Source organism: Candidatus Delongbacteria bacterium, assembly GCA_020634015.1.
Taxonomy (GTDB): Bacteria; CAIWAD01; CAIWAD01; order CAIWAD01; family CAIWAD01; genus JACKCN01.
The window spans coordinates 885,122-907,890 of record JACKCN010000001.1 but is presented as its reverse complement, the minus strand read 5'-3'; the positions used below and the strand labels follow the sequence as shown (position 1 = coordinate 907,890).

The 22,769-nt window shown below is 59.5% G+C and carries 15 protein-coding genes; 10 read left to right on the top strand and 5 right to left on the bottom strand.

Annotation, left to right across the window (positions count from 1 at the left end):
• Positions 1 to 32: 32 nt before the first annotated feature.
• From mutS to H6678_03630, 6 genes are all read left to right on the top strand, one after another.
• Positions 33 to 2,606, top strand: a complete 2,574-nt coding sequence (mutS, locus tag H6678_03655; GenBank protein MCB9472889.1) for a DNA mismatch repair protein MutS — start codon at positions 33 to 35, stop codon at positions 2,604 to 2,606.
• A 224-nt stretch (positions 2,607 to 2,830) separates the two neighbouring features.
• Positions 2,831 to 3,313, top strand: coding sequence for a hypothetical protein (locus H6678_03650; GenBank protein MCB9472888.1), 483 nt, complete (start codon positions 2,831 to 2,833; stop codon positions 3,311 to 3,313).
• A 33-nt stretch (positions 3,314 to 3,346) separates the two neighbouring features.
• On the top strand, positions 3,347 to 4,924 hold the full coding sequence (locus H6678_03645; protein MCB9472887.1) for a PAS domain-containing protein: 1,578 nt from the start codon (positions 3,347 to 3,349) through the stop codon (positions 4,922 to 4,924).
• 540 nt (positions 4,925 to 5,464) lie between these two features.
• On the top strand, positions 5,465 to 7,831 hold the full coding sequence (locus tag H6678_03640) for a Smr/MutS family protein (protein ID MCB9472886.1): 2,367 nt from the start codon (positions 5,465 to 5,467) through the stop codon (positions 7,829 to 7,831).
• A gap of 11 nt (positions 7,832 to 7,842) precedes the next feature.
• Entirely contained in the window at positions 7,843 to 9,648 is a 1,806-nt protein-coding gene (locus H6678_03635; protein ID MCB9472885.1) for a DNA primase, read from the top strand.
• Positions 9,649 to 9,912: 264 nt separating this feature from the next.
• A complete protein-coding gene (locus H6678_03630) occupies positions 9,913 to 11,550 on the top strand; it encodes a VCBS repeat-containing protein (protein MCB9472884.1) in 1,638 nt (545 codons plus the stop codon).
• A gap of 29 nt (positions 11,551 to 11,579) precedes the next feature.
• Here the strand turns inward: H6678_03630 and H6678_03625 are convergent, their stop codons facing one another.
• From H6678_03625 to H6678_03605, 5 genes are all read right to left on the bottom strand, one after another.
• On the bottom strand, positions 11,580 to 12,149 hold the full coding sequence (locus H6678_03625; protein MCB9472883.1) for a transposase: 570 nt from the start codon (positions 12,147 to 12,149) through the stop codon (positions 11,580 to 11,582).
• Between the two features lie 210 nt (positions 12,150 to 12,359).
• Positions 12,360 to 13,433 (bottom strand): LptF/LptG family permease, encoded by a 1,074-nt coding sequence (locus tag H6678_03620; GenBank protein MCB9472882.1) that lies wholly within the window; start codon positions 13,431 to 13,433, stop codon positions 12,360 to 12,362.
• Positions 13,430 to 14,686 (bottom strand): LptF/LptG family permease, encoded by a 1,257-nt coding sequence (locus H6678_03615; protein MCB9472881.1) that lies wholly within the window; start codon positions 14,684 to 14,686, stop codon positions 13,430 to 13,432. Before H6678_03615 ends, H6678_03620 begins: the two co-directional genes overlap by 4 nt.
• 74 nt (positions 14,687 to 14,760) lie before the next feature.
• On the bottom strand, positions 14,761 to 15,444 hold the full coding sequence (locus tag H6678_03610; protein MCB9472880.1) for a Bax inhibitor-1/YccA family protein: 684 nt from the start codon (positions 15,442 to 15,444) through the stop codon (positions 14,761 to 14,763).
• A gap of 102 nt (positions 15,445 to 15,546) precedes the next feature.
• Positions 15,547 to 16,245 carry an SDR family oxidoreductase gene (locus H6678_03605; protein MCB9472879.1) on the bottom strand — a complete coding sequence of 233 codons (699 nt, stop codon included), beginning with the start codon at positions 16,243 to 16,245 and terminating at the stop codon, positions 15,547 to 15,549.
• 485 nt (positions 16,246 to 16,730) lie between these two features.
• Between H6678_03605 and H6678_03600 the strand changes: the two genes are divergently transcribed.
• The 4 genes from H6678_03600 to H6678_03585 are packed head-to-tail and all read left to right on the top strand — an operon-like array spanning position 16,731 to position 22,742.
• Entirely contained in the window at positions 16,731 to 19,250 is a 2,520-nt protein-coding gene (locus H6678_03600) for a chemotaxis protein CheA (GenBank protein ID MCB9472878.1), read from the top strand.
• A gap of 24 nt (positions 19,251 to 19,274) precedes the next feature.
• Positions 19,275 to 19,796, top strand: a complete 522-nt coding sequence (locus tag H6678_03595; GenBank protein MCB9472877.1) for a purine-binding chemotaxis protein CheW — start codon at positions 19,275 to 19,277, stop codon at positions 19,794 to 19,796.
• A gap of 20 nt (positions 19,797 to 19,816) precedes the next feature.
• Complete coding sequence (locus tag H6678_03590) at positions 19,817 to 21,826, top strand: PAS domain-containing protein (GenBank protein ID MCB9472876.1); 2,010 nt, start codon at positions 19,817 to 19,819, stop codon at positions 21,824 to 21,826.
• A 16-nt stretch (positions 21,827 to 21,842) separates the two neighbouring features.
• Positions 21,843 to 22,742 (top strand): methyltransferase domain-containing protein, encoded by a 900-nt coding sequence (locus H6678_03585; protein MCB9472875.1) that lies wholly within the window; start codon positions 21,843 to 21,845, stop codon positions 22,740 to 22,742.
• Positions 22,743 to 22,769: the final 27 nt, after the last annotated feature.

Here is a 22,769-nt window from a genome sequence, read left to right as displayed (position 1 = left end):
GCGACAACTCAGCCGCCGCTGCGGCCACCCCGATGATTCGGCAGTACCAGGAGATCAAGCAGCGGTTTCCCGGTCTGGTGCTGTTCTATCGGATGGGCGACTTCTACGAGATGTTCTTCGATGACGCGCGCATCGCGCACGAGGTGCTGGGCATCTCGCTGACCAGCCGTGGCCAGCACAAGGGTGAAGATGTTCCGCTGGCCGGCTTCCCGTATCACGCATTGGAACCTTACCTGACCCGGATGGTCAAGGCCGGCTACCGGGTGGCGATCTGCGAGCAGGTGGAAGACCCGCGCAAGGCCAAAGGCCTGGTCAAGCGAGATGTGGTGGAAGTCGTGACCGCCGGGACCAATTTCACGCCCGCCGTGATCGGTTCCGCCGACAATAATTTTCTGGCGGCGCTCTGCCCGGTTGGCGGCGCGTTTGCCCTTGCCTGGGCCGATCTGACCACGGGCGAGTTCCGCACGGGCGAGTACAGCGAACGCGATCTGCGCATGTTGCTGTCCGGCCTGGAGCCCGCCGAAATCCTCCTGCCCAGGGGGTCCCACAAACAGTTGACGGCCCTCTGCGGCAAGGCGGTGTGTACGCGGATGGAGGATTGGTTCTTCGATACGGAGACCGCCCGCCGCGATCTGCTGGAACACTTCGGGACCGCCTCGCTCAAAGGATTCGGCATCGAGCAGCTTCCCGGTGCGATCGCCGCCTGCGGAGCCCTGCTGTCCTATGCCAAGGAGAACCTGCGTCGTCAGCTGGAGCATCTGGTCAGCATTCGGCGCTACGACATCAAGGGCAATCTGCAGCTGGATCCGTCCACGCGACGTAACCTGGAACTGGTGCGCAGTCTTTCCGGTGACTCCGGTCCCACCTTGTTGGGTGTCCTGGATCGCAGCATCACTCCCATGGGCCACCGCCTGCTGGTGAGTCGTCTGCACGCGATTCCTGCCCGACTGGATGTGATCCGCGAGCGCCAGACCGCCATTGGCCAATTGATCCCGAATTCTTCATCGTGTGATACGCTGCAACGCGAACTGGCCCGCGTGGGGGATCTGGAGCGAATGATCGCCCGTCTGGCGGCCGGCAAGGCCAATGCACGCGATGTGGTGCAGCTTGGGCAAGCGCTCGAGACGCTGCCCGGGATCCGCGACTGCCTGGGATTCGCCCATGACGGCTTGTTGGCGGAACTGCGTGACAAGCTGGACCCTTTGCCCGAAGTGACAACCTGGATCCGTGAGACACTTGTGAGCTCGCCGGCCCTGTCACTGACGAATGGCGGTCTGATCCGCGATGGAGTCAGTCCGGTTCTCGATGAGCTGCGGGAAATCCTGGTCAGCGGCAAGGACTGGATCCGGGGTGTGGAACAGGCCGAACGCGAACGCAGCGGCATCCAGAGCCTGAAGATCCGCTTCAACAAGGTCTTCGGGTACTACATCGAGATCTCGCGTTCCAATCTGGACAAGGTTCCCGAGAACTATATCCGGCGCCAGACGCTGGCCAATGCCGAACGCTATGTCACCCCCGAGCTCAAGGAACAGGAAGAGAAGGTGCTGCACGCCGAGGAGCGCATCGGAATCCTGGAGCTTGACCTGTTCCAGGCACTTGTCGATCGCATCCGTCCGCACTATTCCGTGCTCCAGCGCAACGCGGCGGCGCTTGCCCGACTGGACTGGCTGCAGAGTCTGGCAGCGGTGGCCCAGCGGCAGAACTGGTGCTGTCCCGAACTGGTTGAGAGCGGCGAGATGCACCTGCATCAGGCCCGCCATCCAGTGATCGAGACCGTTCTGCCACCGGGCGAAACCTTCGTGCCCAATGATGTGATCCTGTCCAGCAGCCGTGAACAGGTGCTGCTGATCACCGGGCCCAACATGGCTGGCAAGAGTACCTATCTGCGCATGGTGGGTTTGATCACACTGCTGGCTCACATGGGCAGCTGGGTCCCGGCCACCCGGGCCACGATCCCTGTGCGCGACCAGATCTTCACCCGGGTGGGGGCCAGCGACAACCTGGCCAAGGGTGAGTCCACCTTCCTGGTGGAGATGAACGAAGCCGCCTACATCCTCAACAATGCCACCTCGTCCAGTTTGGTCCTGCTGGATGAAATCGGTCGCGGGACCAGCACCTTCGACGGTCTCTCGCTGGCCTGGGCGATCACGGAGTATCTGCACGAGCGGCCGGGCAGCCAGGCGCTGACGCTCTTCGCCACCCATTACCACGAGCTGGTGGATCTGGAAAGCAGCCTGGTGCGCCTGCGCAATTTCAACATCCGGGTCAAGGAATTCGGCGACAGGGTAATCTTCACCCGGGAAGTGGTTCCCGGTGGCTGCAGTCACAGTTACGGAATCGAAGTCGCGCGCATGGCGGGAATCCCGCCCACCGTGATCCAGCGTGCCCGGGAAGTACTGTCGCGCCTCGAAGCCAATGAGTATACGCGGGACATGACTCCCAGCCTGCAGCAACGCTCGCTCGAACCTTCCAGAGTGGCTGAGCAGTTGACCTTGTTCCAGTCTCCGGACTCGGACCTGCGCGAGCTTCTGCGTCGCGCGGACCTGGAAAACCTGACCCCCCTGCAGGCGATGAGCCTGCTGATCGAGCTGCGATCCCTGCTCTAGTCAAGGCTCGGAGCGGCGTGCTCTGCGGTGCGATTCCAGCAGCGTTGGAACACGGCATTCCACCACAACGGTCGAGAATCTGGAGTTGTTCGCATTTGCCGCCCGCCGTTCAGGATCTGCTGACACATCAAGTGGTGTCCGGCAGTTGTGCGTTTGACAGGCTTGGACAACCTGCGGGGAATCCAGCATATTGAGCCGTTCCCGTTCCATACCCAGGAGGTTCCATGTCCCGTGGCGCACGCCAACTGTTGTTCGTCTGTTCTGGAAACATCTGCCGCAGCCCGGCCGCCGAAGCCCTGTGCCGTCAGGCCCTCGAGCACAGCGGTCGCAAGGGCTGGCGAGTGGGCAGTTGCGGCACACTGAAGATCCCCGGCGAACCCGCGGCGCCCAACACGATCCGTGCCCTGGATGAGCGTGGGGTCGACCTGGAAGAGTTCCGGTCCCGCCCCATGACCTATTTCCTGCTGCGCGAGGCCGACTGGATCGTCTGCATGGAACAACACCATGTGGATGCCGTGGTCGAGGAACTTGGCGGTGACCTGGACCTGGTCGAGCGGATCGCCGTGATCACCGAGTTCCATCCCAACCCCGATTTCCGCAATGATGCCGGCATCTATGACTTCGTCAAGGCCCCCTGGGAGGAATACAGGGAAGGAATTGACGAACTGGAACGCTGCGTTCTCAGCTTGGTGGAAAACCTTCCCTGACCTGCCGATACGCTCCCGGTGGAATGTTTGTCCATGCGCAGTTTCGAATCGCGCCTGGAGGATCCAATGGGAGTGCAAACCCAGATGCCGGAAGTACTTGACAGCCGGGCTCGGCTGACCTGCGTCCTGGTGGATGTGCAGGCCGAGGCCATTCGAAATACCACGGATTCCCTGTTGCCCTATGGGGTGACCGTTCTCAACTGCAGCGAGTTCGACGAACTGGATTCTCTGATCGCCGAGTTCGGAATCCATGCGGTGATGTGTGATATCCAGCGCCTGCAGAAGCTCCCGCCCGAGCGCCTCAGCGAGTTCCGCGAAAACCATCCGACCCTGCCCATCATCCTGCTGGGCAATCCTCCGATTGATCCGGACGAAGTCGAACGCCGTTTGCGTCACGGTGGGGATGAATTCCATCAGAAACCTGTGATCGGTCTGAACCTGGACCGTGTGCTGCGCAACCAGATCCGCCGCCGCGCCGAGGACATGATGCTGCAGGACCTCGAGCAGGAAGCCAGCAAGCGCCTGATGAGCAATGTGCTTCAGGCCAAACGGGAATTCGAGGAAATCTTTGACGCCCTGCCCTGGCCATTGTTGCTGGCCGATCGGGCTGGTGTGGTACGCCGGGCGAATCTGGCGACCGTGGCCAACGACTCCGGTGCGATTCGCCGGATCGTGGGGCGTGCCCTGTCGCCCGCGCTACGCAGTGCAGGACAGCGCGCAGCCCAACTGGATGAGATGGTCAGGGAGCGCCTGCAGGACTGCAGTCCGGTGGAAGCCGAAGGCCTGGGCCCCGTGTTCGAGCATGGCGAACTGTTCAGCTGGCCCTTGCATGGACCCAGCGGCGAATCCAATGGGACTGTCCATCTGCTCGTCGATCGGACACAGATCCACCGCCTCGAGTTTCTGCTTCAGGAGCAGGAGAAACAGTCCACCATCGGACTGTTGGCGTCCGGAATGGCGCACAACCTGAGCAGTCCACTCCAGGCCATCCAGGGCAAGCTTCAGCTGCTGGAAATGATCAACGGGCCCAACGATGACATGACCTTCCTGTACAATGTGACCAGTCGCATGCAGGACATCGTCAGCAGTTTCATGTACAAGCTGCGTCGCGATCGGGAACCCCGGACGACGGCGGTGGACATCAATGCCCTGATTCTGTCGGAATTGAAGGTGCTCGAGGCGAATCTGGTCTTCAAGCACGAGATCTCCTGTCAGACCGAACTGGATCCGCTGCTGGAACCTGTGCCCGCGATTCATGGCGACATTTCCCAGGCGCTGACCAACGTGATCAACAACGCCGTGGATGCCATGCATGGCTGCAAGCGCAAGGAACTGACCATCCGGACCGTGCATGGTGGAGAAGGCTACAGCAGGATCCACATCATCGATACGGGCAGGGGGATTCCGCTCGAGATCCGGGAGAAGATCTGGGACAGCTTCTTCACCACGAAGCCGCTTTCCGGCGAGGCGGCCCCGGGCGAACCCAGTGGAACCGGATTGGGTCTGGCCTCCAGTCGATTCCTGCTGAACAAACATGGAATCGGCATCGATTTCAGCAGCACTGTCGGGGTGGGTACGGAGTTCATCATCTCCTGGCGGCGTTCCAGCTGAATTGATTGGGACGTGTTCACCTTACGGGTGGCTCCGAGGGTGGATTTTCATGTTGAAGTGCCTCCCGCGGCGAACGGGACCTGATCAGGAAATGCCAGGATTGGCATATCAGGGTGGAGCAGGACTCCCGACGGGTGGCTCCGGGCCGACTCCGGGAGTGACTGTCTTGGGTCAACCGACTCGGCGGGGCGTGCCGGATCAGACGGCCTGGGTGGCTCCGAGGGTGCCTTTCAAAGCTCAACGACTGCACCAGAGCACCCAGTAGCCTTGAGCACCTCCCCTTGACCCGGCCCCCATCGGCTGTCGTGAGATGATCCGGGGCCAAGCCTCAATTGTTATGCTCCCACCCTCAATCACTCTGGGATCCATACCCTCCATCCGGTTGCCGGTCGCTCCGTCGGTGTGGTCCTTCTGCAGGTCAGTTCCGGAAACGTGTGCATGTCTTCCCAGCCATCCCAGCCAGACAGTTCTTCCGAAGGACTCGCGCCCGAAGGACAGGTAGCCGTCCGTACGGAACGCAGCGGGTCCGGGCGCCCCTCGATGGACACCCGCATCGTGCCCAGCGAAACTCTGTCGGTACTTGAAATGGATCGACTCCTGGAGCATCTGGCGGATCTTGCGTCCAGCCGGCTGGCCAGGGAGCGACTGAGACATCCGATCTGGTTGCTGAAGCTGGAGCGTATCCAGCGTCTGCAGGGCCTGGTCCAGGAGGTTCGGGAAATCCTCGAGCATCGCAGGACCCTCTCGCTGCTTCCGCTCGCGGATGCCGAGGAAGCCCTCCAACGCCTGCTCGAGAGAGCGGATTTTCTGGACGGTACCCAGCTGAATGCCCTCGCCGGTGTGCTGGAGCTCAGTGGCGAGCTGTCCGTTTTCTTCACCTCACAGCCCGGTGCGTTTCCGCTCTGCACTGACGCTCTTGAGGGCTTGGGGCAATACTCGGAAGAACTGACCTCGCTGCGCCGCAAGGTGGATGAAACGGGTGAGCTCAAGGATGGAGCATCGCCGATTCTGGGACGCTTGCGCGGGGAATTGCGACACGAGGAGTCGCGGATTCGCAACCGACTGGAAAAAGTGGTTGCGGAATGGTCCCGCCAGGGACTGCTGTCGGACACGAACATTGGCTGGCGCGATGACCGGCCGGTGGTCCAGGTCCCTGCCGGAGGAGCCGGCAAGCTGGACGGTCTTGTGGTGGATCGCAGTGCCAGCGGCCGCACGCTCTTCGTCGAACCATTCATCAGTCTGGAACACCGGGGCAAGGTGAACCAACTGCAGGCCGAGATCCGCCACGAGGAGATCCGGCTGTATCACGAACTCAGCTCCATGTTCAGGGCGCGCCGTTCCGACATCACCAGGACCCGGGATCAACTGACACAGCTGGACGAGTGGTTGGCACGCGCGCGGCTGGGAGTCGAGCTGGGCGGACGCCCGGTGGAAATCAGTCAGACCATGGAACTGGTGATCCGTGACGGACGCCATCCCCTGTTGATGCGGAACACGGATGTCGTGCCTTTGAACCTGGAATTGGGACCCGACCAGAAAGTGCTGCTGATCAGTGGTCCGAATGCGGGCGGCAAGACCGTTGCCATGAAGACCCTGGGCATGTTCGCCCTGATGCTGCGGGCGGGAATTCCGCTGCCGGTGGCCGAAGGCAGCCGTCTGCCCGTGTTCGATTGTGTGCTGACGGACATTGGCGATCGTCAGTCGATCGAGAATGACCTTTCCACGTATACGTCCCATCTGAGTCGAACCCGGGACATTGTCGTGCACCGCAATCGCCGGGGATTGTTCCTGGTGGACGAACTGGGCAGCGGCACCGATCCTGATGAAGGCGCGGCCATCGCCATGGCCTTTCTCGAGCGGATGACCGGGGCCTCAGGGCTGACCGTGGCCAGCACCCATCTGGGCCAGCTCAAAGCCTTCGCCCATGAGCGGCCCGGCATCGTCAATGGCTCGATGAGTTTCGACGAGGAAAAGATCACCCCGACCTACCGCTTCGTCGGGGGAGTTCCCGGCTCCAGTTATGCGCTGGAAATTCTGCAACGGATGGACATGCCCAAGGTGATCCAGGACCGTGCACGCCACTTCATGGACAACGAACAGAAGAACCTCGCCCGTTTGATATCGGATCTCCAGTCCAGGCTCGCCCAGAGTGAGCGCGCCCTGAAAGTGGTGGAGATGCGGGAGGTCGAGCTGGAAAGTCTGGTCAATCAGTATCGCGACAAGCTCAAGCTGAGCCGCAAGGAAGCACGCGTGATCCGCAGCGAAGCGCTCGCCGAGGCCTCGACAATCCTCAAGGAAGCCAATCGGCTGGTGGAAAAGGCTGTTCGCGATGTGAGACAGCATGGGGCCGAGAAGGAAAAGGTTGCCGAAGCCCGCGAGACCCTGCGCAACAAGGACAGGGAACTGGAAAGCCGGAGGCAGGCGCTTCAACCACGGCAAACACCCCGACGTCTCGATCGGCCACCTGCGGTCGGAGATCGGGTTCGCGTCACTGGGCTGGATTCCGTGATGCAGGTGCTGCGGGTGGATTCGGGCAAACTCACCGTGCAATCGGGTATCATGAAGCTCAGTTTTCCCCTCGACAGGGTTCTTGAGATTCTGGGCCCTGAAGAAAAACGGAGCGAGACCAGAAGTGGCGTGAAGCATCAGGTGGGTGCGCCGTCCTCCTTGCGTCTTGACATGCGCGGGATGAGCGCGGATGAAGCGATGGGGGCCATGGATGCGTTCATTGATGAATGCATGATCGCGGGGGTGTCGCCCGTCTGCATCGTGCATGGCAAGGGCGATGGCATTCTGCGTCGGGTTGTTCACGAGCATCTTGCGCGCTTCGAATGTGTGACGAACTGGCGCCTGGGCATTCCCGAAGAGGGTGGTGATGGCGTGACCATCGTGACGATCGAGAACTGAGCGGAAGAGCTGTGGCACGTATTCCCGAGCACCAGATCCAGCAACTGCTGGCCAGCGTCGACATCGTCGATCTGGTCTCGGGCTACCTCACGCTCAAGCGCGCTGGCACACATTTCAAGGGACTTTGCCCCTTCCATCAGGAAAAGACGCCGTCCTTCACCGTCAATCCGGCCATGGGAATCTTCAAGTGTTTCGGCTGCGGAAAGGGCGGAAACGCAATCGGTTTTCTGATGGAAGCGGAAGGTCTCTCGTGGCGGGAAGCCGCACAGCGGCTTGCGGACGGTTGCGGGATTCAGCTGGATCCGGCGGGTGACAACTCCGGGGAGCAGCGGTCGATCGAGGAAGTACTCTATCGGATCAACGAGGTTGCCCGGGACTGGTTCCGCCAGAATCTGAAAGCGGCGCTGCGGGGGACCGGTCCGGTCCCCGGTTATCTTGAGCGCCGTTCCCTGGATCATGACACCTGCGAGCAATTCCTGCTGGGCTATGCTCCCGACTCCTGGAGTGGCTTGATGGATCACGCTGCGGGGCTGGGGTTGCCCCGTGAGCACCTGGTGCGTTCGGGGTTGGTCGTGCAGCGCGATGATGGCCGCTGTTACGATCGCTACCGTGGGCGTCTGATCTTTCCTATCCGGAACGTCAGTGGAGCGGTGATTGGATTCGGAGGCCGGGTTCTCGAGGGGGAAGAGCAGGGCGCGAAGTACATCAACAGTCCCGAGACGGAATTGTACCACAAGGGGAGGGAGCTTTACGGGATCTTCGAGGCCCGCAATGAAATCCGGAGGACACGCAGCGCGATCCTGGTCGAGGGCTACATGGACCTGATCAGCCTCTGGACAGCCGGAGTTCGCAATGTGGTGGCCAGCCTCGGCACGGCGCTGACCTCTTCGCAGGCCATGCTGCTGAGGAGATTCGCCGAGCGGGTGATTTTCCTCTACGATGGCGACAAGGCGGGCCAGACCGCGATGGCCCGTGGAGCGGCCAATCTTCTGGAAGCCGGACTGGAACTGAAGGTCTGCCGGTTGCCGGATGGGCTCGATCCTGATGATACCTTGCGCGAGCACGGGCGAGAACGATTCCTGGAGTATCTGGAAGATTCGGAAGATTACTTCCGGTACCGTATCACGGAGTACCGTCGCACGGAGAACGAAGCCAGTCCACAGGCGTATCGCGAGTTCGTCCAGGGGCTCGCTGAAGGTGCCGGGCGGATTCAGGACACTATCCTGCGCCATGAACAATTCCAGCGGATTCATCGCGCCAGTGGGATCCCGGTGGAGGAGATCAGCCGCCTGGCGAGGACTCTGGTCAAGCCGGCCAGCTCAAGTGGCGAAGGGGCTCCCGGCATTCACGATCAGGAGCAAGTCTGGATCGGCCCTGAACACAAACGGGCTCGCGAATTGTATTCCCTGTTCATGCGCAATCCGGACGTTCGTGATGCAATCCTTGAGGAACTTGATCTGGGCCAGATCAGACACCCACTGCTCAAGTCCGCTTTCTCTCTGGCCATCGAAGCCCACCAGGATCCCGGACACAGCGTTGAGAGTTGGGCGCATTCGCTTGAAAACCGTGCAATGCGGGAGCTGGCGATCGGCGAACTGGTTGCAGGCTCACGTGAAGGTGATCTTCAGCTGACGCGCGATCTGCTGTTCAAGTTTCAGGCAGAACCTTTGCAAGAGCGACTGCAGCAGATCAATACCCAGTTCCGCAGTGAAGCGCTCAGTCCCGAAGTGCGTTCCGAACTGGAACAGGAGTTCATGGTGCTTCAGCGTCAATTGGCCCTTCTGCGCAAGACCCAACGCAAGCCCTCCGCCTCCTGAGACTGCGTTCGGCGGTATCCTGCCTGTCACCTGTTCCACCTGTTCAAAGATGCTCAGGCCAGCTCGCGTCATTCAGATTGCGTCCTTGGAACAGCTCTGCTCCATTGGGGAATCGCTGTGTGATATCTGGAGCCTTCCATGTGTGTCCCTCACGTTTCCCGGTTGCTGATCCTTGCACTGGCGTTATCGGCCCGAGCAGAACTTTTCGAACTCATGGACCTGCCGGCCCTGGGGGCGGACAGCACGGACAGCCGAAGTGTGGCCTTGATTGACTTGAACGGTGATGGGCGGTTGGATCTGTTCTTCAGCAACTCGTCCCATGAAGACAGCCGAGTGTTTCTGGGGGGCTCCGAGACAGGGTTTGAGTTGGGGTCTTCAGGAGATCTGACCTCCAGTGGTGGGCGCAGTGATGGTGCCAGCTTTGCGGATGTGGATGGAGATGGCGACCTGGATGCCGCCATCGTGAACTGGTATGGGGATCCGACGCAGTTGTTTCGCAATGAAGGCAACGGCCAGTTCAGTCGGATCACAAGCGGTCCCGTCACCGTGCCGGGCAGCTATTCAGAGACCTGTAGCTGGGCGGACGTGAATGGCGACGGCTGGTTGGATCTTTATATCAGCAACTCGGGTGGCTCCCTGCAGAACCAGCTCTTTCTGAATTCCGCCACCGGAGACGTCGAGTTCGAATCCGATACCATGAATGAGTTGGTGCAATGGCAAGGGCATTCGCGTGCGGTCGCCTTCATGGATTGGACCATGGATGGGCAAATCGATCTGGCAGTGAGCAACGAGGGGAGTGATACGAACCAGGCATTCACCCAGCAACAACCGGGAAACTGGCAGCTCGATTTCACCAGCCAACTCTACCAGAATTCAAACAACACGATGACCATGAGTTGGGGTGATGTGGACAATGATGGAGATCCGGATCTCTTTCTTGGCAATCATGGCCAGACAGACCAGTTGTATCGAGCCAGCTCCTCCGGGGATCTGGTACTCGATTCTCAACCCGGTTTCCTGCCGGACACCCGTAGTTTCGGCAGTGCTTTCGGCGATCTGGACAACGACGGGGATCTGGATCTGGTTGTGACCCAGGGTCATGACGTCTCCCCGACTCAGTCATTCCATGATGTGGCATACCGCAACGATGGCAATGGCAACTTCGCCCCCTGGGTTGATTCCGGATTGGACCTTAATTCTGGTTGGTCCTACGGCTGTGCACTGGCCGATCTGGATGAGGATGGATTTCTGGATCTGGTCACGGCGCGCTGGCAAGCCGAACACCAGCCCAACCTCGTCTGGCGGAACCGGCTGAGTACAGGGCACTGGATTCAGTTCGATCTGGTTGGAATCGGTCCGAACACGACGGCCATCGGTGCGAAGATTCGTGTGTTCTCATCAATCAATGGATCACACACGGTACAGACACGTTGGGTTGAGGGGCAGACGGGCTACTGTGGCCAGGTGCTGAGGCAGCATGTAGGGCTGGGAGAATCCCAGAGGGCCGACAGTGTCGTTGTAACCTGGCCCGATGGGACCACGGATCGTTGGCTGAATGTGCCGACCGACCAGCGGGTTCAGCTCCTTCAGGGTGGCGGCGACACAGCGTTGCGATCCGGTGACCGCGGTCCTCTGCCAATTGGCTTCATATTGAGTCCGGTGCAGCCCAATCCCTTCAATTCCACGACCCGGATCACTTGGACAATGGACAAGGTGCAGCACGTGAGTATCCACATGATGGACCTGCGGGGGCGCACGCTTCGCTGCCTCGCCGCGGGGTTGTATCCTGTGGGCAATCACTCACTTTCCCTGGACGGAACCGCTCTCAGCAGTGGACTCTACCTGGTCACGGTGCGCGCAGGCGACCACATGTACTGGCAGACCGCTTCACTGGTGAAGTAGCGGCTCAGTAGCTGCCAAAGGAGTGTGGTTCACGTATCACGGGTCCAGGATGGAGCCAAGGAATTCATCCACGATCTGTAGCCGCGCTGCCTTTCTCCGCGTGTCCGCCCCAGCGCCATGTAGTGACTGTGGGGTTTCAGAAAGACCGTGTTCCGTCCGTGCGCCAATGCGTTGTGACTTGACCAGGCCCAATCTTCCGGCTTGCCGGCAAGTTTCCTGATCACTGGCAGGTGATCCAGATGCCTGAAGCAACTGGGCAGGTGGGAGTCCTTTCTGACCTCACGATGGATGAAGCGCTTTCGCCAGAGAGACCCGCTCCTGTGCCAGATCCGGTTGAAGGCCCTCGCGTAGCGCCCTTGGACACGGCTCATCATCCTTGAAATGGCGGTCGTGCTGTCAGCCGAGACCAGCAGATCTATCTGGTTCTCGAGCAGGCACCAACCATGAATGCTGACAGACTCCAGCTTTGCTGCGTGTGCCAGATATTCCAGATAGATGTCCCTGTCCTGGTCCGTGTGGAACACAGGCACTCGATTGTTGCCCTCTTGGGTGAGGTGGTAAACCTTGCCGGAAATGAACAGTCGGCGGGATCGAGCCATGGGTCATCCTGTTTTCGGCAATACTGGTGAACACCGGCAACCGATGAAACAGGGTGAAGCTCGGTTCTGAAAAGTAATCGGATCATGTGTCAAGCATGATTGACCTTTCCGGCAAGTGACTGGGGCGGATGTGTGCCGAAGGTTGCATGGCGAAGCTTCAGGGAGGGTGCTGTTCCGGGTGGCTCCTGGCCACTCCGGATCAAGCAGGGATCACGTATCAAGGCCGCGATAGAAGACCAGTGTCAGCAGCATGAATGCCACATTGGGCAGCCAGCCAGCCTGCAAGGGAGTCAGCAGCCCTTCATAGCCAAAGTTTCTTGCGAACACCTGGGCTCCGTAATACAGGAAGCAGCACAGCAGGCTGATCCCGAATCCCACGCCGATACCTCCGAAACTGCGGCGCATGGCGATGGGAACTCCGAACAGAACGATCACGAGGTTCGCAAAGGGCATGGCCATTTTCACCTGACGGTCCACTTCCCAGCGAAGGATGGGCGCCCCGGCCTGTTCCTGTCTTCGAATGAAGACTCCCAGCTCGCCAAGATTCATTTCTTCCGGTTTCGCGCGAAGGTTCCGGATATCATTGGGGTCCAGGTGCAACCGCGGGACAGGCACCCGATCAAATCGATTCCAGCGGGATTCAGGGATCAGTACACGCTCCACGCCGTCCACGAACACCCATCCGGAATCCGACTTCTCCACGGCGATGGCGTCCAGGCGCCGCGCCAGTCGACCATCTTCGAACTCGAGCCAGACCGCCTTGCTTCCCTGCTGTTCAACGAGGTTGAAGTTGTCCAGTGCGAAGACACTGGCTGAATCGTTCTGGAAGTAGATCCGTCCACTGTTCTGAAGCATGGTTTCCGGCCGTTTCCGGATTCTTGTTTCGTAGATCTCGAGCCGTTCCTTGGCGGTGTCCGGCACCAGGGTTTCACCCAGCAGCAGGACTCCCAGACTGATCACGAGACCCATCCCCGAGAGAGTCATCAGGATACGCAGGGGATTGACTCCGCTCGCCTTCATGGCGGTGATTTCGCTGGTACGGACCAGTCCCCCCAGAGTGAACATTGTTGTCAGCAGCAGCGCCACCGGGGAAATGAGATACACGATATGAGGAGTGTAGAGCAGGTAGTAGCGGATGATCTCCGAACGTGGAGTGCCGCTCTCGATGAACTTGTCCAGGTGGTCCATCAAGTCCACCGTGATGAAAGTCATCACGGCGGCGGCCAGAGTCGCCAGTCCGATGATCAGAAAGCGTTTGAGAATGTAACGGGTCAGGATGCTCACGATTTGGTTTCCGATTCCTGCTCAAGCTCTCGCGCCAGTTCGGCCATTGCCTCGTTCTCAAGCCGATCCTGTTCGCTGTCATTGAGATTGCGCTTGAACAGCCGGTCAACCCAGCCGGGAAGCTGGATCGGGGTTCCGTCCCGCATGGCGGAACGCATCAACCAGATTCCAAGAATCAGCAGCAGGACATTCGGAGTCCACATCGCGACCAAGGGTGATACATAGCCCGCATCCGCCAGATCCTCACCTCCGATCAGGAAGATCCAGTAGCCCAGAAAGAAGATCACGGACAGCATGCCGGAAACAACCAGGCTGCCGCTACCCGATTTGATGCCCAGAGGGCCACCGATCAACACGAACAGAATGATGGCGACCGGAATAGAGAACTTCTTGTGGATCTCGACCCAGGCACTGCGGATGCGTTCCAGATTCCGATCCGGTGTTTCCTCCCAGCGTCGAATACGTTCGAGCATCTGCCCGATGGACAGTTCGCGATCTCCCCGGTACTTCGAGGTCTGTCGATTGATGACCATGTTTCTCGCTGCGATCTGCATGAGACTTTCACGGAAATCCAGGCGTGTGTAATCATTGTCCTTGGCCCAGCGTCGCTGGTGGATCTGACCGTCGAAGAGGTGAAGTTCAAAACTCGCCAGCGACTCTTCGAATGCAAGATCAGCCGAGTCTGCAACAATCGTCGTGTGCAGTTTGCGGTCGCTCTCGTCGAAGATCGTGACGGAGTACATTCGCTGCGTGTTGGAATCCACCCGGCGGGCGTTGAGAACGTATCCCGGGACATCCTGCAGAAACATGCCTTCTTCCAGCTGCATGGTCGGTTGCTTGCGGTAGATGGTTTTTCTCAGGAGGCTGGACTTGTAGTTGAAATCCGGCAGCACCCAATTGTTGTACGAGATCATGGCCACGCAGATCAGGGTTCCGGCCACCAGAACCGGATAGATCAGACGGAACACGCTCACGCCGGTCGACTTCAGAGCAGTGATTTCGTGATCGGATGCCAGACGGCCGAATGCCATCAAGCTGGCGATCAGGGCAGCCATCGGGACTGCAAGAGCCAGGATCCAGGCGATGTTGTACAGGAAGAATTCCAGGATCAAGCCTCCGGGCAATCCCTTGCCCAGAATCTTGCCCAGCACCTGAAATGCAAAATTCAGCACGAACAGAAACACGATCAACAGCAGGCTGTAGATGAAGGGAGCGATGTGCTCGCGCAGGATGTAGCGGGTGAGTCGGGACATCCAGTGAGGATCTGCCTATGAAAAATGCCGGGCATCCAGAAAGAGCCCGGCATCAGTGTTGAGTGCAGTGCTCGTCAGTCCCGATTGCCACCCATGATTCTCAGGATGAAAAGGAACAGGTTGAAGATATCAAGAAAAAGGGTCAGCGCGGCTACGGTTGGGGGGATCTGGCGGCTGCTGTTCATCACCCTGCTCAGATCATACAGCAGGAATCCATTGAACAGCAATGCGCCAACGATGGATGTGGCCATCACCATGCTGCTGCTCTTGAAGAAGAAGAGATTCAGGAGCTGTGCTCCGATCAGGGTCAGCAGCCCGATGAACAGGAATCCCCCAAGGAAGCTGAAGTCCTTCTTCGAGAACCAGCTGAACGCGGCCAGTCCCACCACATTCAAGCCCGTCAGAAGCATTGCATTGGCCAGAATCTGGGAGCCGCCCAATTGGTGCGTGGTCACGTAGATCACCGGCGCGATCACGGCTCCTGCCACGAAGGTGAAGCCGTAGAAGATCGGTATCGCCTTGGGGCCGTTGGAAGCCTTCTGGGCCCAGATCACCATTCCTATCAACAGCAGAAAGGAGATGAACGGGGAACCGGCGACAAGCGGCAGAATCGACGGAGACATGCCCACCTGCGCGCCCGCCGCCGCGACAAGCAGTCCGACGAGAACGAGACCGAACACTTTCCGGATGTAACTCGTTCGCTCGCTGATGCTCAGATCACGCAGTGCAGGATCGGCGAAATTGTAACGCTGGTCCATTCAGATTCATCCTTTCAGTCTTGCATTGAAAAGGCCGACCCGACAGTTGCGGTCAACTCGGCTTTTGAACTCGAATCAGGCGTTCTTGTTTCAGCGCCCGTTCTATAAATCTCCCGTTGGCGGGCGGAGAACGAGCTCTTCCACCAGAACCCTTGGATCGCCCAGGCAGCTGTCCAGTATGATCCGGGCCAATGATTCTGCCGGCATCAGCTTTTCTGCCAGCTTTTGTCCTTGCTCGCCCCAGGCAGGGGTCAGGGTGGCTCCGGGATGGACATTGCACACCAGAATGCCTTTCTCGCGCAGTTCCTCACGAACGACATTCATTGCCTGCGCCAGCCCAGCCTTCGCGCCACCATAGATCGAACTCCCTGAAAACACAGTGTTTGCTGCGACGCTCAAGATGGTGATGATCCTGCTGTCCCTTGAGAACAGGTCAGCTCGCAACAGCTCGGACAACAATTGCAGAGGTGCCACGAGATTGATCTGGATCTCACGCGCAATCATGGACGCGTCCTGACTCTCCAGCAGGCCGGGCTGGAAAGACCCCGCATTGTTCACCAGCAGATTCAAGGGGCCGCGGGCTGCCAGATCATGGACCAGTTTCAGAGTGTCCGAGTGCAATGCAAGGTCACACTGAAACCCCAATGCTGAATTCGTATGCCTGGCCGTTTCATCAAGGCCATGCGCATTTCTGCCACAGAAATCGACTTGCCAGCCTCTGGAGTCCAACCCGAGTACAAGCTCCCGACCGATTCCGCTGCTTCCACCGGTGACAAGTGCTCTGGGCGTTGAGTCCTTCACAAGGACCTCCTTCCTCCGTCATTACTTGACCTGAAACTTCCATTCGTCGTGCCGATAACCCCTGTAACCCACCCTTGGAGCCACCCATGTGGGCATGGGGCATCATCTGGAGAAGACATATGCCGTCCCCGGCGCACAATGTACTGGAGCTTGGTGTTGAGAAGCTGGCCGAAGAACTGGTCCTGGCGGATCTTGACGACATTCAGTCCGCAGACTTTCTCGTACGGCAGGTCACCACTCTCCGGGATCTTGCCGAAGCCGAAGGATTGGCGTCAGGTGCCCAGTGGTTGGCGCAGATGCTGTTCCTGCTTGAGAAGCAATCAGACAGTCCAACGGCGCATCTGGCAGAGGAGTTGGGAAGTCTGATCCAGAAGCTGCAGGAGTTGCTGTCCGGGAATTTTGCCGATCGTGCAGACGGTGCCCTACCTGAGATGGTACAGGACGGTTCGGGATGGAGTGTTTGGCGTTCCAGATTGCCCGGATATGTGAGTGAGAACATTCTGCGGGACTTTCTCGAGAACCTGCCAGGGACTCTGGACGAGATCCAGCACGTGCTGCTCGGCCTTGAAAACAATCCCGAGGCGAGCAGCTTCGCTGAGTTGCGTCGGCACTTGCACACAATCAAGAGCGATGCAGGTCTGCTGGGGCAAAAGGATGTGGAATTGCTTTGCCATGCGGCAGAGGATCTGCTTCGAGCCGAAGATCAGCAGCTGGCCATCGACCCGTTCTTTCTGGCCTGGGATTGGTTGAAGCGCCAACTCGACTGGGTCGTCAATGACGAGGAACAACCCGAGTCACATGAAGAAGTGTTGGCCGTACTGGTCAGCGCGGCGTCGACGGGTGGCTCGAAGGGTGCGCAGAGTATTGCTCCCCTATCAATGGAGGATGAGTTCAGCTTCGAGCCAGTCTGCCACTCGGAATGCCAGGAACCGGAAGAAGACTGCTGGGCTGTGTTGCCGCAAGACAGGCTGCTGCTTGGAGATTTCCTTCAGGAGTCACTCGAGCACCTCGAGAATGTCGATGTGCTCCTGCTCAGGCTCGAAAAGCACAGGGATGAGCAAGAAGATCTGAACGGTGTGTTCCGGGCTTTTCACACGATCAAAGGCCTGTCCGGATTCTTCGGCCTCGAGGCCATGCGCCGGTTGGCCCACCATACGGAAACGGTGCTTGACCGAGTCAGGAAGAAGGATCAACCCCTGACCGAGACGATCGTCGATCTGTTGTACGACTCGATAGACGTTCTCAAGACCATGATCGAAGCTCTCAAAGAAGGATTGAACCAGGGGCTTGAGCGAGTCGAGCTTCCCTCTGCCCAGTCTCTGATCACTGCCCTGATGGATGCTTGGGACCAGATCGATTTCCAGAGTTCGGGATCGCCACAGGACGACCGCCCCCTGGGGGCGATTCTGATGGCCCGCCAACAGCTGGATCCGGCATCACTGGCAGCCGGACTTCTGGAACAGTCACGCTCGGAGCCACCCAGACTCGGTGAAATCCTGATCGAACAGGGAATGACCTCACGCCGCCTCGTCCAACAGGCTCTGGCGCGCCAGGAATCCGGGGAACGGCAGCCCATTGGAAAGCTGCTGCTGGAGCAACGCCAGGTCAGCCCTGAGGATCTGGAGATCGCGTTGTCCAAGCAGGAAGGCCATGCGCCACGGCGCCTGGGTGAGGTACTGGTGAAAAGCGGGCAGGTCAGTGCACGGGATGTGAGCCATGCGCTGCGAAGCCAAACCCAGTCCGTGGACACTGGGCGAAAGCCCTTGGACTCCAGCTTCGCACAGAGTGTGAAGGTGGACTCCCGGAAACTGGACCTGCTCGTTGATACCATTGGCGAACTGGTGATTGCCGAAACTCTGGTGGTACAAAACCCCGAACTCAGGAGCGTGGCCCGCTCCCCGAAGCTGGTCCAGCTGATCGCCCAACTGGACAAAATCTCACGCGACTTGCAGGAAATGGCCACCGGACTGCGTCTGGTGCCGATCCAACCCGTTTTCGACAAGATGGCGCGCCTCGCCCGCGATCTGTCCCGCAAGACGAACAAACCCCTCCACTTCCATCTGGATGGCGAAGACACGCAGCTTGACAAGAGTGTTGTGGACCGCATCGGGGATCCCCTGCTGCATCTGGTCCGGAATGCGGTGGATCACGGACTTGAGAGTGATCCTGACCAGCGTGTCGCATCGGGCAAGCCGGCCAAAGGAAACCTGAGCCTCAGGGCCTGGCAGCGCGGTGGCAGCATCTGGATCGAACTTCAGGACGATGGCCAGGGTCTGAATCCCGAGGCTCTGCGGCAAACGGCGATTCAGCGCGGATTGATTCCCGTGGATTCCCAACTGGGCCCCAAGGAACTGCAGCAGCTGATCTTTCTTCCCGGCTTCAGTACATCGCGTCAGGTCACGGACATTTCCGGGCGCGGGGTCGGAATGGATGTCGTGCGGGAATCCATCAATGCCCTGCGCGGCACGATCCATCTCGACAGTGAGGTCGGCAGGGGCACCACCTTCCGGATACAATTGCCACTGACGATGGCGATCATCGAAGGCATGCTTGTGCGAGCGGGGGGCCAGACCTACGTGCTGCCATCCCAGTCCATCGTCAGGCTGGTGGAGCCGGCACAGGCCCAACTCGAGCAGATCATCGGTCGTGGAGTCGCGCTGCGACAACCCGAAGGCATGCTTCCGCTGGTGGATCTGGCGGCCACATTCGGACGGACGGAAATGGAAACGCGCAATGGTGCGGTCCTGATCATCGTGGAACATCTGGAACGCCGATTCGCACTGCTTGTGAACCGGGTCCTTGGCCAGCAGCAAGTCGTGATCAAGAGCCTCGGAGCCACCCTTCGTGGGGTGCCCGGCATCTCCGGCGGCTGCATCCTCGGAGACGGTCGGGTTGGCCTGATTCTGGATGTCGGCGGGCTGACCTGTCCGACCTGCGAACTAAATCCCGTCATGCCCGGCTCAAGAAGCTCCGGCACTGTGGATTCGCCTTTGGCCGGTCGATAGAGTTCCATGTGTCAAAGCTGATTCATGATGGAGGGATGTGTGGAGTCGAAACCGAATCAGGTGGCCGGTGATGCCGGCAAGTACCTGACGTTCACGCTGGGTGCTGAAACCTACGGGCTTGAAATCCTGGTCGTCCGGGAGATCATCGGCCTGATGGATGTGACACCCGTTCCGCGAACACCCAGATACATCCGGGGCGTGATCAACCTGCGCGGACGGATCATCCCGGTGGTGGATCTGCGCACCAAGTTCGGCCTGCCCCCGGCCACGGACACTCCCGAGACATGCATCATCGTCGTCGACATTCCCGATGGGGAAAGTTCACTGCAGATGAGTGTGGTCGTCGACACCGTATCCGAAGTGCTGGACATCTCAGGGGAAGCCATCGAGGAACCGCCCTCGATCGGAGCCGGCGAATGCCGGAGCTTCATTCGCGGAATCGCGCGCAACGAGTTGGGAATAAAGGTCCTCCTGGACATGCGGGAAGTTCTGCGCGCCGATGGCCTGGTGCCCATTTCAGAAACACTTGAAAAATCAATCGCCTGATTTCCAGACGGGAGACACTCATGGCAATGGACAACTCATCCTCAGGCCACGGCGGGTATGTGGACAATCCGGACCGCACCCAGGAGCTGGCAGCCCTCCGGCATGCCGTCGAGTCCGCGAAGGTCGCGATCATCCATCTGGACGGGGAGCTGCGTATACAGGATGTCAACCCTGCGGCTGCCCAGCTGCTGAACGAGTCGAAGGCTGGACTTGAGTCCGAGGTCTACGGTCTGAATCTGGTGCAACTGATCGGGGCAAGTCTCAAGCCTGTGTTCGCTCTGGGCGAGAACATCTCTTCCGAACGGCCAGGCGACTGGCGCCTCAAATCCGCAAGCCGTTCCTGGCGTTTCAACTGGGTACCCATGACGGGGAGTGCAAACGAGCCCGGGGGCGGCACCCTGCAGATCACGGATGAGACCAGATCGGTGGAAACTGAAACACGTGCCGCCAGTCTCGAATCGCTGATCGAAGGATCACAGACCTATTACATGACCTGCGACCGCAACCTCTGCATCACCTACCTGAATCCCTCGGTCAAGGCGATGTTCCGCAAGTATCAGCTGGAGATCCGGAAGTTCCTGTCCACCTTTGATGTGGACAACCTGATTGGTCAGAACATCGACCAGTTTCACCGCACGCCCGATCATCAGCGACGCCTGCTGGCCAATCCATCCTTGTTGCCCGTGACATCCGAAGTCCGGATCGGTGAGCTGGAATTCGGAGTCACCGCGAACATGCTGAGCGATGGGCAAGGCAAGCCGATCGGCATCGGTGTTGAGTGGGCTGACCGCAATGCGTATGTCGGCTACCGACGTGAAACGGGCCAGGTGCTGAACGGTGTGAAACAGGGCGATCTGTCGCAGCGCGGCGATGTCCAGCGTCTGAATGAAGTCTACGCACCGATGATGGCCGGGATCAATGAGATCCTGGATGCATTGACCGATCCCATCAACGTGGCCCGGGATGCCCTGCGCAAGATTGCCGCACGGGATCTTACCGTGCGCATCACCAATGACTATGAAGGTGATCACGCGATCATCAAGCGGAATCTGAACAAGGCGATGGACATCCTCGAGAACGCCTTCATGCAGATCAGCATCTCGGTCAATCAGGTGGGACGCGCTTCGGGGCAGATTGCCGACGGCGCCAAGAAGATCGCCGACGGCGCCAACCTGCAGGCGAGCAGCATCGAGGAGATCTCATCCTCCCTCGAGGAAATGTCGTCGATGGTAGCCCAGAATGCCGACAATGCGGAACAGGCCCGTGGGCTTGCACGCACCGCCCAGGTCGCCGCGGAGAAGGGCGGCAACGCCATGGGCCGGATGGTGGAAGCCATTGGCCGCATCAAGTCCAGCAGCGACCAGACATCCAAGATCATCAAGACCATTGATGAGATCGCATTCCAGACGAATCTGCTGGCGCTCAACGCGGCCGTCGAGGCGGCCAGGGCCGGCGACGCGGGCAAGGGGTTTGCGGTGGTGGCCGAGGAAGTGCGCAATCTGGCCCAGCGCAGTGCCGAAGCCGCGCGCAACACGGCGGACATGATCGAGGAATCGGTTCGCAACGCCGAGGGTGGTGTGCGGATTTCCGACGAGGTCAGTGTGGTCCTCAGCGAGATCATCGACAGCAATACCAAGGTCAACAATCTGATCACGGAAATCGCGGCCGCCTCCAAGGAGCAGTCCGACGGGATCCGCCAGATCAATGATGCGGTCGTGACCATGGATCGTGTCACCCAGGAGAATGCGGCGAATTCCGAGCAATCCGCCAGCTCGGCCCAGCACCTGAATGAGCAGGTTCATTCTCTGCGGGCCATGGTGAGCACGTTCCGGACACGCACCCCCAAGCGTCGTGAAACACCTCAGGACGCGCCCGTCAGGTCGTCCGCAGCACCCCTCAGGTCATCGGCCACACGGGTCCAGCCCATGACCTCGCGCGTCGAAAACAGTCCGAAGCGTGTGCTGGCACCGGCGCTTGCGCCCGAAGACGTGTTCCCGCTTGACTCGGATGATGACTTCGGTGATTTCTGATTCACGGGGGCACGCATTGAATTCCCGACCGACCGGCTCCGCATTCCCGGTGATGGGCGAGGAAGACTCCACGTCCGTCAACACACGGTCAGCGGTCGAAATCTTCGACAGCAAGAGCTACACACGTTTCTGCGATCTGGTATACGACCAGTGTGGCATCCTGCTGAATGAGAAGAAGCGTTCGCTGGTGGAAGCCCGTCTCGGAAAGCGCCTGCGCCAGTTGAATCTGGACAGTCTCAAGTCCTACATCACCCTGCTGGAGCATGGTGAGGGGCGCGAAGAGATGGTCCAGATGCTGAATCTGATTTCCACCAATGTGACCAGTTTCTTCCGCGAGAACGAGCATTTCAATCTGCTGCATCGCCTGGTGGATGATTGGGCCGGGCAGGGCGTCAAGCGGCTCCGGATCTGGTGCGCGGCTGCTTCCACGGGCGAGGAGCCCTGGAGCCTGGCCATGGTGATACAGGAGGCTGCGGCCGGTCGGATCGCCGACATCAAGCTGCTGGGGACCGACATTTCGACCCGGGTGCTCGAGCAGTGTCAGCGTGCCGAGTACGAGGATCGCAAGCTTGAGCCCGTATCGTCCGCACGACGCGAACGCTGGTTCCAGCGAGTGGCCGCCGCCAACGGCGAGGTGCATTGGCGAGTTCGCGATGAGTTGCGACGATTGGCCCTGTTCCGACGATTGAACCTGGTGCGAACTCCCTACCCCATGAAGGGACCACTGGACGTGATCTTCTGTCGGAACGTCATGATCTACTTCGACAATCCGACACGCAAGCGATTGATGGAAAACATGGAGCAGCTGCTCAGGCCCGGAGGGTATCTCTTCGTTGGTCACAGCGAAAGCCTGGCCGGCAGTCTGAGCAGTCTCCAGCGTGTCGCCCCTTCCGTCTATCGGCGTGAGACGCCGTGAACGCGATGGCGGGAACCGCATGCAGAA